This window comes from Roseomonas acroporae (genome assembly GCF_023223525.1).
GTDB classification, from domain to species: Bacteria; Pseudomonadota; Alphaproteobacteria; order Acetobacterales; family Acetobacteraceae; genus Roseomonas_E; species Roseomonas_E acroporae.
Window position 1 is genome coordinate 1 of sequence record NZ_JALPRX010000073.1, and the last position, 14594, is coordinate 14594.

General features: G+C 75.3%; 12 protein-coding genes. 8 read left to right on the forward strand and 4 right to left on the reverse strand.

Going from position 1 to position 14594, the window contains the following annotated elements:
• Positions 1-40: 40 nt before the first annotated feature.
• Together M0638_RS16600 and M0638_RS16605 are read right to left on the reverse strand one after the other, a co-directional pair.
• A complete protein-coding gene (locus tag M0638_RS16600) occupies positions 41-1132 on the reverse strand; it encodes a phosphatase PAP2 family protein (RefSeq protein WP_248668117.1) in 1092 nt (363 codons plus the stop codon).
• A 35-nt stretch (positions 1133-1167) separates the two neighbouring features.
• Positions 1168-2091, reverse strand: coding sequence for a lipid kinase (locus tag M0638_RS16605; RefSeq protein WP_248668118.1), 924 nt, complete (start codon positions 2089-2091; stop codon positions 1168-1170).
• Positions 2092-2224: 133 nt separating this feature from the next.
• Between M0638_RS16605 and M0638_RS16610 the strand changes: the two genes are divergently transcribed.
• The 4 genes from M0638_RS16610 (at position 2225) to M0638_RS16620 (ending at position 4936) form a co-directional block, all read left to right on the forward strand.
• Positions 2225-3232, forward strand: a complete 1008-nt coding sequence (locus tag M0638_RS16610) for a Bug family tripartite tricarboxylate transporter substrate binding protein (protein WP_248668119.1) — start codon at positions 2225-2227, stop codon at positions 3230-3232.
• A gap of 47 nt (positions 3233-3279) precedes the next feature.
• A complete protein-coding gene (locus M0638_RS28875) occupies positions 3280-3408 on the forward strand; it encodes a hypothetical protein (RefSeq protein WP_282572087.1) in 129 nt (42 codons plus the stop codon).
• Positions 3405-3548 carry a hypothetical protein gene (locus M0638_RS16615; RefSeq protein ID WP_248668120.1) on the forward strand — a complete coding sequence of 48 codons (144 nt, stop codon included), beginning with the start codon at positions 3405-3407 and terminating at the stop codon, positions 3546-3548. Before M0638_RS28875 ends, M0638_RS16615 begins: the two co-directional genes overlap by 4 nt.
• Before the next feature lie 308 nt (positions 3549-3856).
• Complete coding sequence (locus M0638_RS16620; protein WP_248668121.1) at positions 3857-4936, forward strand: amidohydrolase family protein; 1080 nt, start codon at positions 3857-3859, stop codon at positions 4934-4936.
• A gap of 305 nt (positions 4937-5241) precedes the next feature.
• Here the strand turns inward: M0638_RS16620 and M0638_RS16625 are convergent, their stop codons facing one another.
• Positions 5242-6270: a Bug family tripartite tricarboxylate transporter substrate binding protein gene (locus M0638_RS16625; RefSeq protein ID WP_248668122.1), complete on the reverse strand. Its 1029-nt coding sequence runs from the start codon at positions 6268-6270 to the stop codon at positions 5242-5244.
• Positions 6271-6512: 242 nt separating this feature from the next.
• Here M0638_RS16625 and M0638_RS16630 point away from each other — a divergent pair, with 242 nt between their 5' ends.
• Positions 6513-7631 carry a YihY/virulence factor BrkB family protein gene (locus M0638_RS16630; protein WP_248668123.1) on the forward strand — a complete coding sequence of 373 codons (1119 nt, stop codon included), beginning with the start codon at positions 6513-6515 and terminating at the stop codon, positions 7629-7631.
• A 260-nt stretch (positions 7632-7891) separates the two neighbouring features.
• Positions 7892-9448, forward strand: coding sequence for a phytoene desaturase family protein (gene crtI / locus M0638_RS16635; protein WP_248668124.1), 1557 nt, complete (start codon positions 7892-7894; stop codon positions 9446-9448).
• A gap of 91 nt (positions 9449-9539) precedes the next feature.
• Here the strand turns inward: crtI and M0638_RS16640 are convergent, their stop codons facing one another.
• Positions 9540-10934: an MFS transporter gene (locus tag M0638_RS16640; RefSeq protein ID WP_248668125.1), complete on the reverse strand. Its 1395-nt coding sequence runs from the start codon at positions 10932-10934 to the stop codon at positions 9540-9542.
• 1233 nt (positions 10935-12167) lie between these two features.
• Here M0638_RS16640 and M0638_RS16645 point away from each other — a divergent pair.
• Both M0638_RS16645 and M0638_RS16650 read left to right on the forward strand, forming a co-directional pair.
• Positions 12168-13736, forward strand: a complete 1569-nt coding sequence (locus tag M0638_RS16645) for a phytoene desaturase family protein (RefSeq protein WP_248668126.1) — start codon at positions 12168-12170, stop codon at positions 13734-13736.
• A gap of 580 nt (positions 13737-14316) precedes the next feature.
• Positions 14317-14535 (forward strand): hypothetical protein, encoded by a 219-nt coding sequence (locus M0638_RS16650; RefSeq protein WP_248668127.1) that lies wholly within the window; start codon positions 14317-14319, stop codon positions 14533-14535.
• The last annotated feature ends 59 nt before the right edge of the window (positions 14536-14594 follow it).

A 14594-nucleotide genomic window follows, 5' to 3' on the forward strand; every position in this document is an offset into this window, starting at 1 on the left:
TAGAGCCGTTCCGGCCTGATACAGTCAGGCTGGATCGGCTCTAAGGAGAGGGAGCCCCGGGCGGCGCCGCGCCCTCCCGTGGGGTCCGGAGCGGCGCCGGGGGTGCTGTCGGGGACGGATCGACGGACGAGGCCGCGGGCATGGCGGCGCCGCGGCGCCATTCCGCCAGGGCGATGCCGGCCAGCAGCCAGAAGCCGCCCACCAGGTAGCCGCTGGCCACGTCGGTGGCGTAGTGGACGCTGAGCAGCATCCGGCTGAGCCCGATCAGCCCGATCAGCGCGGCGGTCCAGAAGCCGAGCTCGAAGCGCCGGCGCCGCCCCGGCAGGTCGCGCGCCACGGCGTAGGCGACGAAGCCCAGCACCGCCATGGCGCCGGTGGCGTGCGCGCTGGGAAAGGAGGGCGAGGCGGCGGTGACGTCCGCCAGGAAGTCGGGCCGGGTGCGCCCTACCGCGAACTTGCCGATCCAGGTGGTGGCCTGGGCGCCGAGCAGGGTCAGCCAGAGGGCCGGCACCAGCCTGGCGCGCCCGCCGGCCCAGAGGAAGCCGGTGGCGGTCACGGCGATGCCGGCCAGCGCCGCGCCGGTGCCGAGGGTGGTCAGCCACGCCATGCCGGCCAGCAGCCAGGGCGCGCGGACGGCGCCGAGGGCGAGGTTCAACCGCACGTCGAGGCGATGGACCGAATCGGCCTCCCGCACCGCCTCGACCAGCCCGCCGAACAGGGCGGCGAGGTAGAGCGCGGCGAGCGCCAGCAGGGTCAGGGGCAGGCCGGCGAAGCGGCGCGGGTCCAGGCGCCGGCGCAGCAGCCCGTAGGCCCGCGGCGCGCGCCGGCGCAGCCAGGCCCGGGCGGGATGGCGGGCGACCCAGCGCCGGGCGCGGCCGGAACGTCCTTCCCGCACCGCCAGCCGGCCGGCCAGCCGGTCCAGCAGCCGCCACAGCGCCGCGCGCAGCAGCAGCAGCCCGCCCAGCGTGGCGAGGGCGAGCAGCAGGAGGGGCAGCAGCGGCAGCACCTCCGCGGCCACGGCGTCGAACGGCGTGCCCGGAGCCGGCCCGGCGGGCGCCGTCGGCATGCCGGCGCCCGCCGGCGCGGCCGCCAGGATGGGCAGGACCGGGATGAGCAGGATTGGGAGAGGCATGGTCGGGGCGGCCGTGACCGGGGCGGACCCGGTGGTCAGGGCACGTAGACCCGCAGCGCGCCGCGCAGCACGCGGAAGCAGGCCGGGGTGCGGGTGACGATCTCGCCGTCGGCGTTCACGGCCCGGCGCCGGCGGGTGCGGATCTCGATGGCGTCGCCCGTGAGGGTGCGGATCTCCGCCCAGCGCTGGTGGCGGCCGCTGCGCAGCGCCGGCAGCAGCTTCAGGAGCTGCCAGACGCCGGCCACCTCCAGGCTGTAGACGTCGAGCCGGCCATCGTCGATCTCCGCATCCTCGGAGACGGTCATGCCGCCGCCGTAGTGCCGGCCGTTGCCCACGGCGACGTGGACGGTGCGCGAGACCCGCCGCTCGCCGCCCGAGAGGATCTCGGCGCTGAACGGGCGCAGCCGGCTGAGCGCGCGGAAGCCGGCGATGGCATAGCCGAGCACGCCGAAGCTCCGCTTCGAATCACGCGTCAGCGCGCGGGTGAGGTCGACGCCGAAGCCGACGCTGGCGACGTTGAAGTAGGGGTGCCCGTTCACCTCGCCGAGGTCGATGGCGCGCAGCCGCCCCGCCGCGATCACCGCCGCCGCCGCCTCCGGATCCGCCGGGATGCCCAGGGTGCGGGCGAGGTCGTTGGCGGTGCCGAGCGGCAGGACGCCGAGCGGCAGGCCCGTCTCCAGCAGGCCGGGTGCCGCGGCGTTCATGCTGCCGTCGCCGCCGCCGATCACCACCCGGTCCACCCGGTCGGCCATGGCACGGATCAGGTCGGGCAGGCCGCGCGCATCCTCGCAATTCTCGCGGCGCACGGGCACGCCGGCCGCCTCCAGCGCCGCGCCCGCCGCCTCGCCGGCCGCCGCGCCGCGCCGGCTGTTGCGGTTGACCACGAGCAGCGCCGGCAGGCGCTGCGATGCCGTCCCGTCCGCCCCGGCGGCGGCCGGCTCCTCAATGTCCTGCTGCACGGCGGCTCCCGGTTCCGCTTTCCCGGCGCAACAGCGCGAGGGCCGCGGCAAGGTTGCCGGCCGCCGGGAATGCCCCGATGCTGGACCGCAAGGGGACGGCCGGGCAACGGCCGACAGCGCGGGAGGGACGGCGATGCCGGGACGAGGCGAGGCGGCGGGCTGGCGCAGGCGTGCCGCCCTGGGCGCGGGGCTCGCCCTGGCCGTCGTGCCGGCGCCGCGCGCCGCCCGGGCCGCGTCCTGGCCGGAGCGGCCGGTGAAGGTGCTGGTGCCCTTCCCGCCCGGCGGCACGGTGGACATCCTCGCGCGGCTGATCGCCTCGGGCCTGTCGGAGACGCTGGGCCAGGCCTTCGTGTGCGAGAACCGGCCCGGGGCGGGCGGCAACATCGCCGCCGCGGCGGCCGCGCGCGCGGCGCCGGACGGCTACACGCTGCTGATGGGCTCGCCCGGCACGCAGGCGATCAACGCGCATCTCTACGCCAGCCCCGGCTATGACGGCATCGCCGACTTCGCGCCGATCGTGCTGGTGGCGGACGTGCCGAACATCCTGGCGGCGCACCCCGACCTCGGCGTGCGCACCGTGCCGGGGCTGGTGGCGAAGGCGCGTGAGCGGGCGGCGGCGGGCAGCCGGCTCGCCTACGGCGAGACCAGCATCGGCGGCAGCACGCACCTCTCGGCGGAGCTGTTCCGGATCCAGGCCGGGATCGAGGCGGAGCACGTCTCCTACCGCGGCTCGGCGCCGATGCTGCAGGACCTGCTGCCGGGGCGTGTCCAGTTCGGCTTCGACAACCTGCCCTCGATCCTGCCGCACCTGCGCTCCGGCGCGCTGTCGGGCCTCGGCGTCACCTCGGCCGCGCGCTGGCCGGGGCTGCCGGACCTGCCGGCGATCGCCGAGAGCCTGCCGGGCTACGAGGTGACCGCCTGGTTCGGGCTGCTGGCGCCGCGCGGCACGCCGGCGGCGCTGGTCGAGACGGCCAACGCGGCGGCGCGGCGCGCCATGGCGGCGCCGGCCCTGCGCGCGCGCTTCATGGAGGTCGGGGCGCAGCCGGTCGGCGGCACGCCCGACGACTACGCCGCGCGCATCGCCTCGGAGCACCGGCGCTGGGGCGTGGTGATCCGGCAGGCGGGGATCAGGATGGAATGATGGACCCGCGCGTCCGGGAGACCCGCGCCGGCCGCGGATCGTCCGCGATGGCATCGCCGCGCGCGGCCGGCATCGCCTGCGGGAACGGGATGAACGTGCTCCGCCTCGGCGCCGGCGTCCGCCTGGAGAGCATGCGCGCCTTCAACGAGAAGCGTTCGGCGGAATTCGCGCGATGAGGGTGTTCCTGACCCGCATCGAGGCAGCCTTCGCCGGCCGCTGCGGCGAGGAGGCGCCGGCCGCCGGTCGTCTGCCCGAGGGGGCGGTGAACGGCGATGCCGCCCACCAGCTCGGCCGCCTCGTCGGGCCCGCTCCCTGACAGACCCTTCCGCCGGGGGAATCGGCGCCCCGGCGGCAGCCAGGGGCACGATCCCGGACGCTGTAGGGCGACGCTTGGCGCGATGTCCGGGGCGACCGGGTTCGCACCCCCGTCCTGCCGGCGGCCCCGGCGCGGATCCGCCCGGGCTGCGCGCCGACCGCCGGCAGCGGGCCGAGGGCGCGCCGCGCCGGGGGGGCGACATGGCCGGCCGCGGCGGCGAGGATGCGGGCGGGCACGCCCGGCGAGGTCCGCGGCGGACCGCGCCATGCCGCCGGCGATCCCGGCGGCAACCCAAGGGGGAAACCGTCATGACCGACCGCGCCGCCCGGCGGCTCACCGCCTCGCGCCAGATCGCCATCCGCGAGGACTGGCTCGACCGGACCCGGGAGGCGATCCTCGACCCGGACCTGCCGATCGTGGACCCGCACCACCACCTGTGGGACCGCCCGGGCGAGCGCTACCTGCTCGACGACCTCCTGCGCGACACCGGCAGCGGCCACGACGTGCGCGCCACCGTCTTCGTGCAGTGCGGCGCCATGCACCGCGCCGACGGGCCGGAGGAGCGGCGACCGCTGGGCGAGACCGAATTCGTCAACGGCATCGCGGCGATGAGCGCCAGCGGCACCTACGGCCCGACCCGCGCCTGCGCCGGCATCGTCGGCATGGTGGACCTGACGCTCGGCGACCGGGTCGCGCCGCTGCTGGAGGCCCATGTGGCGGCGGCCGGCGGCGCCGGGGGCGGGCGCTTCCGCGGCGTGCGCAACCGCACCGCCTGGCACCCCTCGCCCGAGATCCGCTCGAACCTGCTCTCCCCGCCGCCTGGGCCGCTGGAGGATCCGGCGTTCGCGGCCGGCGCCCGGCGCCTCGCCGAATTCGGCCTGACGCTCGACGTCTGGGCCTATCACACGCAGCTCGCGCACGTGATCGCCCTGGCGCGGGCGGTTCCGGCACTGACCATCGTGCTCGACCATGTGGGCGGCCCGCTCGGCGTCGGGCCCTTCGCCGGGCAGCGCGCGGCGGTCCTCGCGGCCTGGCGGCGGGACATCCTGGCGCTCGCCGCCTGTCCCAACGTGGTGGTGAAGCTCGGCGGCCTCGCCATGGAGGTCAACGGCTTCGACCTCGACCTGCGGGAGCGGCCGGCGGGCTCGGCCGAACTGGCCGAGGCCTGGCGCCCCTACGTCGAGACCTGCATCGAGGCGTTCGGTGCCGGGCGCTGCATGTTCGAGAGCAACTTCCCGGTGGACAAGGGCATGTGCGGCTACGCGGTGCTGTGGAACGCCTTCAAGCGCCTCGCGGCCGGCGCGGGCGAGGCCGAGAAGGCCGCGCTGTTCGCCGGGACGGCGATCCGGACCTACCGCCTCGAGGCCGCGCTCGCCGGCGCGCGGTAGGCAGCCCGCGCGCTGTCCCCGCCCGCCATGCCGTGCCGGCGGCATCTGCCGCCCATCCGGGGCTCTGCCCGGGCCCCGCGCCAGGGGGCGTCGGGGGGCGCGGACCCGGGAAATGCGAAGAACCAAAAGGCTGGAGCCGTTCCGGCCCGATACGGTCAGGCCGGATACAGTCGGTCGGAACGGCACCGGCGCATTTCAGGCCGGGCGTACGCACCCGACGGACCGGAGGATGCGCGAGAGCAGCACGGCTGCAGCGGTGTTCCGCCCGACCGTGGCAGCCGGCCGTCCGCGGCCGGTCGGGCGTCCTACCCGTCCAGGCGGATGCCGAGCTCGCGGATCAGCGGCCGCCACGTCGCGATCTCGCGCGTGACGAAGGCGGCGAATTCGGCGGGCGTCCAGGGCGCGGTCTCGATGCCGAGATCGGTCATGCGCGCCTTGATCTCGGGCGTGGCGAGCGCGCCGATCAGGTCGGCGTTGAGGCGGCCGGCGATGGCGGCCGGGGTGCCGTGCGGCACGGAAAGCCCCTGCCAGCCATAGGCGACGGCGCCGGCATGGCCGAGCTCGACGGCGGTCGGCACCGTGGGCGCCTGGGCGGAGCGGGCCTCCGACATGACGAGCAGCGCGCGGGCGCGGCCGGCGCGCAGGAAGGGCAGGCCGGAGGCGCAGTCCACGCACACCGTGTCCACGAGGCCGCCGAGCAGGTCGGTCATCGCCGCCTGGGCGCCGCGATAGGGAACGTGGGTGGCGTCGAGCCCGGTGCGGCGCTTGAGCATCTCCATGGCGAGGTGATGCGGCGAGGCGACGCCGGCGGAGCCGTAGGTGGGGGCCCGGCCGCGGGACTCGGCGACGAGCTGGGCGAAGTCCTTCACCGGGCTGTCGGGGCGCACCACCAGGAACAGCGGGAAGCGGCCGATGAAGCCGACGCTCTGGAGGTCCCTGTCGGGATCGAAGGGCAGGCGGGAATAGAGGACGGGATTGTAGACCAGGATGCCGTTGTCGACGTGCAGCCAGGTGTAGCCGTCGGCGGGGGCGCGCACCGCGGCCTCGGTCGCGAGCACGGCGCCGCCGCCCGGGCGGTTGTCGATCACCACGGGCTGGCCGAGGCGGGCCGCCATGGCCTGGCCGATCAGCCGGGCCATCACGTCGCTCGCGCCGCCGGCCGGGTAGCCGACCAGCCAGCGCAACGCATGCTCCGGCCAGGCACCCTGCGGGACCGCCGGCTGGGCCGTGCCCTGGGCGAGGGCCCCGCGGAGCGGGCCGAGGGCGGCGGTGCCGGCCAGCAGCGACGTCACGGCGGCGGCGCCTCCGGCGGTGAAGCCACGTCGTCCGAGCATCCTCTGCACCCCGTCGCTGATGTTGCAGCGCATCATGCCCGCGCCACCGGCCCGCGTCACGGGGCGACGTGCCGGCCTTCGCCCCAGCCTTGCACTCCCGGCCTTGCACTCCCGGCCTTGCGCCCCCGGCCTTGCGCCCGGAGGGCTTATCGCCGCCGGCGCGCCACCGGAACGCTCCGCCCGCGTTGCAGCGCATGATGCCGCCCCGCGCGGCCATTCTTCCAGCATCCGGAGCGCCCCGCATGCCCGCCGCGCAGCGCCTCAGCAACGCCCTCCTCACCGCCGGCGCCGCCATGGGGCTGGCCGCCCTGCTGCTGCCGGACCGGCAGCGGCGCGCGGCCGCGCGCCTCACGCCGGATGCGCCGCCGGAGGCCGCCATCGCGGCCGCGAACGGCGCGGGGCCGGTGGCGCCGCCGCAGCGCGATCCGCTCGGCCGCACCGCCGAGGCGCCGCACCAGATCCCGGCGCGCGGCTGGTGGAGCATCCTCAAGCGCACCTTCGCGCAGGTGAACGAGGACCGGGTGATGGCCAACGCCGCCGGCATCACCTTCTACGCGCTGCTCTCGGTGTTCCCGACCGTGGCGGCGCTGGTCTCGCTCTACGCGCTGTTCGCCGACCCGGCGACGATCGGCAAGCACCTGTCGGAGATCGCGGGCTTCGTGCCGCAGGGAGGCATGGAGATCATCACCGACCAGATCAAGCGCGTGGCGGCCAAGGCGGACGGGACGCTGGGGGTGAGCGCCATCATCGGCCTCGCCACCTCGCTGTGGAGCGCCAACCAGGGGATGAAGGCGCTCTTCGACTCGCTGAACGTGGTCTACGAGGAGGAGGAGAAGCGTTCCTTCGTCTGGCTCAACCTGGTCTCGCTGACCTTCACGGTGGGCTCGATCCTGTTCGTGCTGCTGGCCATGGGCGCGGTGGTGGTGCTGCCGATCGTGCTGAACCTCGTCTATCTCGGCGATTCGACGGAGACGCTGCTGCGCTGGGTGCGCTGGCCGGTGCTGTTCGTGGGCATCACCGTGTTCCTGTCGCTGATCTACCGCTACGGGCCGAGCCGGGAGCGGGCGCGCTGGTCCTGGGTGAGCTGGGGCGGCGGGGTGGCGTCGCTGGCCTGGCTCGGCCTGTCGGCGGGGTTCTCGGTCTACGTCTCGAATTTCGGCAACTACAACGAGACCTACGGCTCGCTGGGGGCGGCGATCGGCTTCATGACCTGGATCTGGCTCTCCTCGATCGTGGTGCTGGTGGGCGGCGAGCTGAACGCCGAGATGGAGCATCAGACGGCGCAGGACACCACCACCGGTGCGCCGAAGCCGCTCGGACAGCGCCGGGCACGCATGGCGGACGAGGTGGCGCCGGCCTGAGAGCGCCGGCCTGAGAGCGCCGCCTGGGAGCGCCGATCCGGCGGGACACGGGCATCGCTCCGGCTCACGGTTCCGTGAACCGGGATGTCCCCTTCGCGTCCTGGCGAACCGTGCCACATGGCGGACGATACACGGGACGATTCGCACGCACCGCCCACCCGGCCGCGCCGCCGCGCTTGAGGGACGCCACGCTGAACCTCTCCGACAAGGAAACGTTACCGGGCGGGTCGTCGCCCGCGCGGAAGCCGGCGCGGCCGGCGGTGATCCGGCCCCGCAAGCGGGTCTCGGTGATCGGCGCGGGGCCGGGCGGGCTCGCCGCCGCCATGCTGCTCGGCGCGGCCGGGGCGCGCGTCACGCTGCACGAGCGCGACGGCACGGTCGGCGGGCGGACCCGCACCGTCACGGCGCCGGGCGGCTACCGCTTCGACCTGGGGCCGACCTTCTTCCTCTACCCCCGCATCCTGGAGGAGATCTTCGGCGCCGCCGGGGCGCGGCTGCGCGAGGAGGTGGAGCTGATCCGCCTCGACCCGCAGTACCGGCTGGTCTTCGAGGGCGGCGGGACGATCGACGCCACCGCCGACCCGGCGCGGATGGAGGCCGAGATCGCCCGGCTGGCCCCCGGCGACGCGGCCGGGCTGCGCCCCTTCCTGGCGGAGAACCGGCGCAAGCTCGCCGCCTTCCGGCCGGTGCTGGAGCGGGCCTTCGGCTCGCCGGCCGACCTGCTCGGGCTCGACATGCTGCGCTCGCTGCCGCTGCTGCGGCCGCACCGCTCGGTGGACCGGGACCTCGCGCGGCACTTCCGCGACCCGCGCGTGCGCCTCGCCTTCTCCTTCCAGGCCAAGTACCTCGGGATGAGCCCGTTCCGCTGCCCGAGCCTGTTCACCATCCTCTCCTTCCTCGAGTACGAGCACGGCGTGTTCCACCCGCGCGGCGGCTGCGGCGCGGTGTCGGAGGCCATGGCGCGGGTCGCCACCGGCCTCGGCGTCGAGATCCGACTGGGCGAGCCGGTGGAGCGCATCGCCTTCGACGGGCGACGGGCGCGCGCGGTGGAGACGGCGGGCGGGCGGCACGCGGCCGACGCCGTGGTGGTCAACGCCGACTTCGCGCACGCCATCCCGCGCCTGATCCCGGACGCGGTCCGGCGGCGCTGGAACGACCGGCGGATCGCGCGGGCGCGCTATTCCTGCTCGACCTTCATGCTCTACCTCGGCATCGAGGGAACGCTGCCGGGCCTCGCGCACCACACCGTCCTGCTGGCAGAGGACTACCGGCGCAACATCCGCCAGATCGAGACCGGCGAGCTGCCGGACGTGCCCTCGATCTACCTGCACCATCCCGGCGCCACCGATCCCGGCATGGCGCCGCCGGGGCACACCAGCCTCTACCTGCTGATCCCGGTGCCCAACCTGCGCGCCGGAATCGACTGGGCCGAGGTGGCGCCGCACTACCGCGCCCTGGCGCTGCGCCGCCTGGCGGCGCTCGGCCTGCCCGACATCGAGTCGCGAATCCGCCACGAACGGATGGTGACGCCGCAGGGCTGGCAGGACGAGTTCGCGGTGGGCTACGGTGCCACCTTCAACCTCGCGCACGATCTCGGGCAGATGCTCTGCTTCCGGCCGGGCAACCGCTTCGCCGACGCGGACGGCGTCTACCTCGTCGGCGGCGGCACGCATCCGGGCAGCGGGCTGCCGGTGATCTACGAGGGGGCGCGAATCACCAGCGGGCTGGTGCTGCGCGACCTCGGCCTGGCGCCGGCGGGCGACGCGCCGCCGGCCGAGGCGGCGGTGGCGGCGTCGCAGGTCGCGGTGGAGGTCTGATGCCGGCCCGCACAAGTGCTGGCTCGTGCGGGCCGGCATCGCGCGCGGGGCTGGTGGGGCGGCTGCGGGAGGGCGGCGCCCTCCCCGCCGTTCACGCCCCGGCGGTGCCGAGCGCCTCGGCGCGCATCCGCTCGTAGTCCGGCTTCGGCACCGGCACCGCGTCGCGGTGGCCGAGGTCGTTCAGGTGGATGCGGTAGGTCTCGCGCGCCGACAGGGCGGCGAGCGCCGCGACGATGGTCACGCCGAAGGTGATCGCGCCGACCGTCAGCGGGATGTTGGCCGAGCCCGGGGGGGCCACCGTGGCGAACAGCGCCGGCAGCAGGGCGGTGATGGTGGTGCCGGTGTTCTGGGCGATCGCCATCGCCGAGACGCGGGTGCGGGTCTGGAACAGCTCCGGGTAGAAGCTCGGGAAGACGGCGTTGTAGCCCTGGTACACCACGCCCCACATCAGCAGCGAGCAGACGATCGCCAGCGTCACGTTGCCGATGCTGATCGCGTAGAGGTAGACGAAGGAGAACAGGCCCGAGGCCAGCGCGCCGACGATGATGGGCGGGCGGCGGCCGATCCGGTCCGAGAGGTTGCCGACCATCGGGATGATGAGCACGGCGAGGACGTTGCCCAGCACCGGGATCCACAGATAGACGTCCTTGTGGAAGCCGATGCCGTAGGCCGGCTGCACCGCGTAGGCGGCGCCGAAGATGGTGGCGACGACCGGGATGACGTTCATCAGCGCCATGCAGGCGACGCGCACCATGTCGTCCCAGCTCAGCCGGAAGGCCTCGACGATGGGCGAGGCCGGCACCTGGCCGTGCTGGCTCTCCTCGGCGAAGGCGGGCGTCTCGTCCACCTCGCGGCGGATGACGTAGCCGGCGATGATGACCACCACGCTGAGCAGGAAGGGGATGCGCCAGCCCCAGCTGTTGAACGCCTCCTCCGGCATGTAGGCGGCCAGCGGCAGGAACACCGCCGCGGCGAGGATCTGCCCGGCCTGCACGCCCTGCAGGCTGAAGCTGGCGAAGAAGCCGCGGCGGCCGAAGGGCGCGTGCTCCAGGATCATCGAGCTGGCGCCCGAGATCTCGCCCGCCACCGCGAAGCCCTGGACCAGCCGCAGCAAGACCAGCAGCGCCGGGGCGAGCAGGCCGACCTGCTGGTAGGTGGGCAGCAGGCCGACCGCCATGGTCGAGATGCCCATCAGGAACATGCAGACCAGCAGCACCTGCTTGCGGCCATGCGTATCGCCCCAATGTCCGAGCACGAAGGCGCCGATGGGACGGGCGACGTAGCCGACGCCGTAGGTGGCGAGCGAGGCGATGATGCCGACCGTCGGGTTGGACGAGGGGAAGAAGATCTGCGGGAAGACCAGGGAAGCGGCCGTCGCGTAGATGAAGAAGTCGTAATATTCTAGCGCGGAGCCGATCCAGCCGCTGGCGGCGGCCTTCTTCGACTGGTGACGGCCGCCTGGCTCGTGATGTGAGGCGCTGCTCATGCCGTTTTCCTCCGTGGCGTGGTTGGATGCTGCGGGCCCGGTCGTTGCGGCGCGGTCCCGGCGAAGCGGTGCCGGGCTGCCGGGAAACCGTGCCGATGCGGAACCGGGCTTTCCGGCCTCGGACATCGCGTGACGGGTCGTGTCGGACGACGGGCCTGGCTCGGCCGAGCGTTCGGGCAGGGCGTCCTCCTCGATCTTCGTCGCCGGCGATATGAACTACCCGGTACGTACGAGGCAATGTTTTTTTGCCATACACCTTGTTCATGCAGGCCGGGGTTCGTGCAGGCCGGGTTCATGCAGGCCAGGGTTCATGCGGGCCGGGTGGGCGCCGCCGGGCAGCCACGGCTTGACGGTGCCGGCCGGGACGCTGAGACCTTCCCGGCGGCAGGGCGGCAGGGCGGCAGGGCGGCAGGGCGGCAGGGCGGCAGGGCGGCAGGGCGGCAGGGCGGCAGGGCGGCAGGGCGGCAGGGCGGCAGGGCGGCAGGGCGGCAGGGCGGCAGGGCGGCAGGGCGGCAGGGCGGCAGGGCGGCAGGGCGGCAGGGCGGCAGGGCGGCAGGGCGGCAGGGCGGCAGGGCGGCAGGGCGGCAGGGCGGCAGGGCGGCAGGGCGGCAGGGCGGCAGGGCGGCAGGGCGGCAGGGCGGCAGGGCGGCAGGGCGGCAGGGCGGCAGGGCGGCAGGGCGGCAGGGCGGCAGGGCGGCAGGGCGGCAGGGCGGCAGGGCGGCAGGGCGGCAGGGCGGCAGGGCGGCAGGGCGGCAGGGCGGCAGGGCGGCAGGGCGGCAGGGCGGCAGGGCGGCAGGGCGGCAGGGCGGCAGGGCGGCAGGGCGGCAGGGCGGCAGGGCGGCAGGGCGGCAGGGCGGCAGGGCGGCAGGGCGGCAGGGCGGCAGGGCGGCAGGGCGGCAGGGCGGCAGGGCGGCAGGGCGGCAGGGCGGCAGGGCGGCAGGGCGGCAGGGCGGCAGGGCGGCAGGGCGGCAGGGCGGCAGGGCGGCAGGGCGGCAGGGCGGCAGGGCGGCAGGGCGGCAGGGCGGCAGGGCGGCAGGGCGGCAGGGCGGCAGGGCGGCAGGGCGGCAGGGCGGCAGGGCGGCAGGGCGGCAGGGCGGCAGGGCGGCAGGGCGGCAGGGCGGCAGGGCGGCAGGGCGGCAGGGCGGCAGGGCGGCAGGGCGGCAGGGCGGCAGGGCGGGCGGCGCCTGGCTGCGACGGGCAACGGACTCGACGGACAGGCACAGGGAATCCGGCATGGGCGCGCGCGTGGTGGTGATCGGCGGTGGCCTCGGCGGCCTGGCCGCGGCGGTGGTGGCGCAGGCGCGCGGGCACCGGGTGACGCTGTTCGACAAGAACGACTGGCTCGGCGGCAAGGCGGCGGTGCTGCGGCTGGAGGAGACCGAGGGCAGCGGCGCCGCCGCCAACCGGGCGTGGCGCTTCGACATGGGGCCGACCATCCTGACCGTGCCGCGCGTGCTGCGGCGGGTGGTGGAGGAGGCGGGGCGGCGGCTGGAGGACGAGATCCCGCTGGTCCGGCTCGACCCGCAATGGCGCTGCTTCTTCGAGGACGGAACGCGGATCGACCTCGTGGAGCGCGTGGACGCGATGGCGGCGGCGATGGACCGCTTCGCGCCGGACAAGGGGCTGGGCGAGGGCTACCGGAAGTTCCAGGACATCGCGCGCCACCTGCACGGCGTCTCGGAGAAGTTCTTCTTCTGGAAGTCCGTGGAGGGAATCACCGACACGATCGACTTCCGCGCCAACCTCTCGCCCTCGACCATGCGCGACGTGCTGAGCCTGCGCATGGGGCAGACCGTGGCGAAGGTGATCCGCGGCCACGTGCCGGATGCGCGGCTGGCGCAGATGCTGGACCACTACTGCCAGTACGTGGGCTCCTCGCCCTATCTCGCGCCGGCGGTGCTGTGCTCGATCGGCGACATGCAGGCGAGCGAGGGCATCTGGTACCCGGAGGGCGGCACGCGCGCCGTGGCGGAGGGGCTGGCACGGCTGGCGACGGAGCTCGGCGCGGAGCTGCGGCCGGGGACGGAGATCGTCGGGCTGGACACGACGGGCGGTGCGGTGCGCGCCGTCACCACGGCTGCCGGCGAGGTGGTGCCGTGCGACGCGGTGATCTCCAACATGGACGCGATCCGCACCTACACCGAGCTGGTGGGCGGGGCGGCGGGGAAACGCTACGCCGGCAAGGGGTTCGAGCCGGCCTGCTCAGGCGTGGTGCTCTATCTCGGCCTGGACCGGCGCTACGAGCACCTCGCGCACCACGACTTCGTCTTCTCGCGCGATGCCGAGGAGGAATTCGACGCGATCTACCGCCAGGGCGTGCCGGCGCCGGACCCGACCGCCTACCTGGCGGCGCCGGCGGCGACGGACCCCTCCGTGGCGCCCGAGGGCGGCGAGGCGCTCTACGTGCTGGTGCACACGCCGCACCTCCGGCCCGGGCAGGACTGGAAGGCGATGTTCCCCGGCTACCGGCAGGTGATCCTGGACAAGCTGAAGCGCACGGCGGGGCTCGAGGACATCGAGCGGCGCATCGTGGTGGAGCGGCACCTGACGCCGCAGGACATCCACGACCGCTACAGGGTGCTGGACGGCGCCATCTACGGGCTGGCGAGCCACGGGCGCTGGCTCGGCGCCTTCAAGCCGGGCAACCGCTCGAGGCAGGTGCGCGGGCTGTACCTCGCCGGCGGGGCGGCGCATCCGGGGCCGGGCATGCCGATGGTGATGATGTCCGGCTGGATCGCGGCGGATTCGCTGGATGCCGATCTCGGCCCGGCCGGTCGGCGGGAGGCGGCCGTGGCCGGCTGATCCGGCCTCGGCGGGAACCATGTCGCCGGACGGCCACGGTGCGCGCCGCCCCGCCGCCCGGCATGGCAAGTCAATACCCACGCAACCGAAACCATTCTATGCTCGCCGCATGAGCATCTACGAGCCGCCGCTCCCGCGTGACGAAGGCGGTCGCCGACGGCCGGCGCCGAACCCGCGCGGCACGCTGGCCGCGCTGCTCGGCGCGGATGCCGCGTCGGCCGCGGGGCCTGCCGCCGGGCCGCCCGTCGGGCCGCCCGGGGCGCCATCGTCCGGGGGGCCATCGTCCGGGGAAACCTTCGGGCTGCCCTCCGGGGGCATCGACAGCCAGGCCGGCACCGGCACGCTGGCGTGGCTGCGGGCGGACCTTCCCGGCAACGCGCCGGGAAACGGGGCGGGGCCGATGCTCCGGCAGATGGCCGCGGCGGCACCGGGGACGCGATACCCCGCCATGCCCACGCCTTCCGCACCGGCTGCCATGGGTCCGGCCACCATGCCGGCGGGAGGGCTACCCTTCCCGGCGCCATCCATCCCCGCCGGCCATCCTGCCGATGGTGGCAGGCCCCATGGCGGCCGGGAGGCCATGACCCCGATGGCCGCCGCGACGACGCCGGCCGCCGCCCTGCCCCTGCGCGTGCCCACCTCTCCCGCGTCGGATCGCCCCGGCCCGGATGCCGCGGAGCGGCACGACACGCCGGCATCCGTCGCGCCCCGGCGGGCCGCGCCGCGCCGGGCCGGCGGGTGGCTGACGCTGCTGGTGCTGGCATTCAGCCTCGGCATGTACTGGATGTGGCGCAACTGACGGCCCATCCCTGACCGCGCCGCTCCCCGCGGCGGGGACAGGGCGCTGCCGCCTTCCCT

Coding starts and splice junctions, on each gene's coding strand:
- M0638_RS16600 (WP_248668117.1), bottom strand. CDS start 1,132: ATGCCTCTCCCAATCCTGCTCATCCCGGTCCTGCCCATCCTGGCGGCC.
- M0638_RS16610 (WP_248668119.1), top strand. CDS start 2,225: ATGCCGGGACGAGGCGAGGCGGCGGGCTGGCGCAGGCGTGCCGCCCTG.
- M0638_RS28875 (WP_282572087.1), top strand. CDS start 3,280: ATGGCATCGCCGCGCGCGGCCGGCATCGCCTGCGGGAACGGGATGAAC.
- M0638_RS16615 (WP_248668120.1), top strand. CDS start 3,405: ATGAGGGTGTTCCTGACCCGCATCGAGGCAGCCTTCGCCGGCCGCTGC.
- M0638_RS16620 (WP_248668121.1), top strand. CDS start 3,857: ATGACCGACCGCGCCGCCCGGCGGCTCACCGCCTCGCGCCAGATCGCC.
- M0638_RS16625 (WP_248668122.1), bottom strand. CDS start 6,270: ATGCTCGGACGACGTGGCTTCACCGCCGGAGGCGCCGCCGCCGTGACG.
- M0638_RS16630 (WP_248668123.1), top strand. CDS start 6,513: ATGCCCGCCGCGCAGCGCCTCAGCAACGCCCTCCTCACCGCCGGCGCC.
- M0638_RS16640 (WP_248668125.1), bottom strand. CDS start 10,934: ATGAGCAGCGCCTCACATCACGAGCCAGGCGGCCGTCACCAGTCGAAG.
- M0638_RS16645 (WP_248668126.1), top strand. CDS start 12,168: ATGGGCGCGCGCGTGGTGGTGATCGGCGGTGGCCTCGGCGGCCTGGCC.
- M0638_RS16650 (WP_248668127.1), top strand. CDS start 14,317: ATGACCCCGATGGCCGCCGCGACGACGCCGGCCGCCGCCCTGCCCCTG.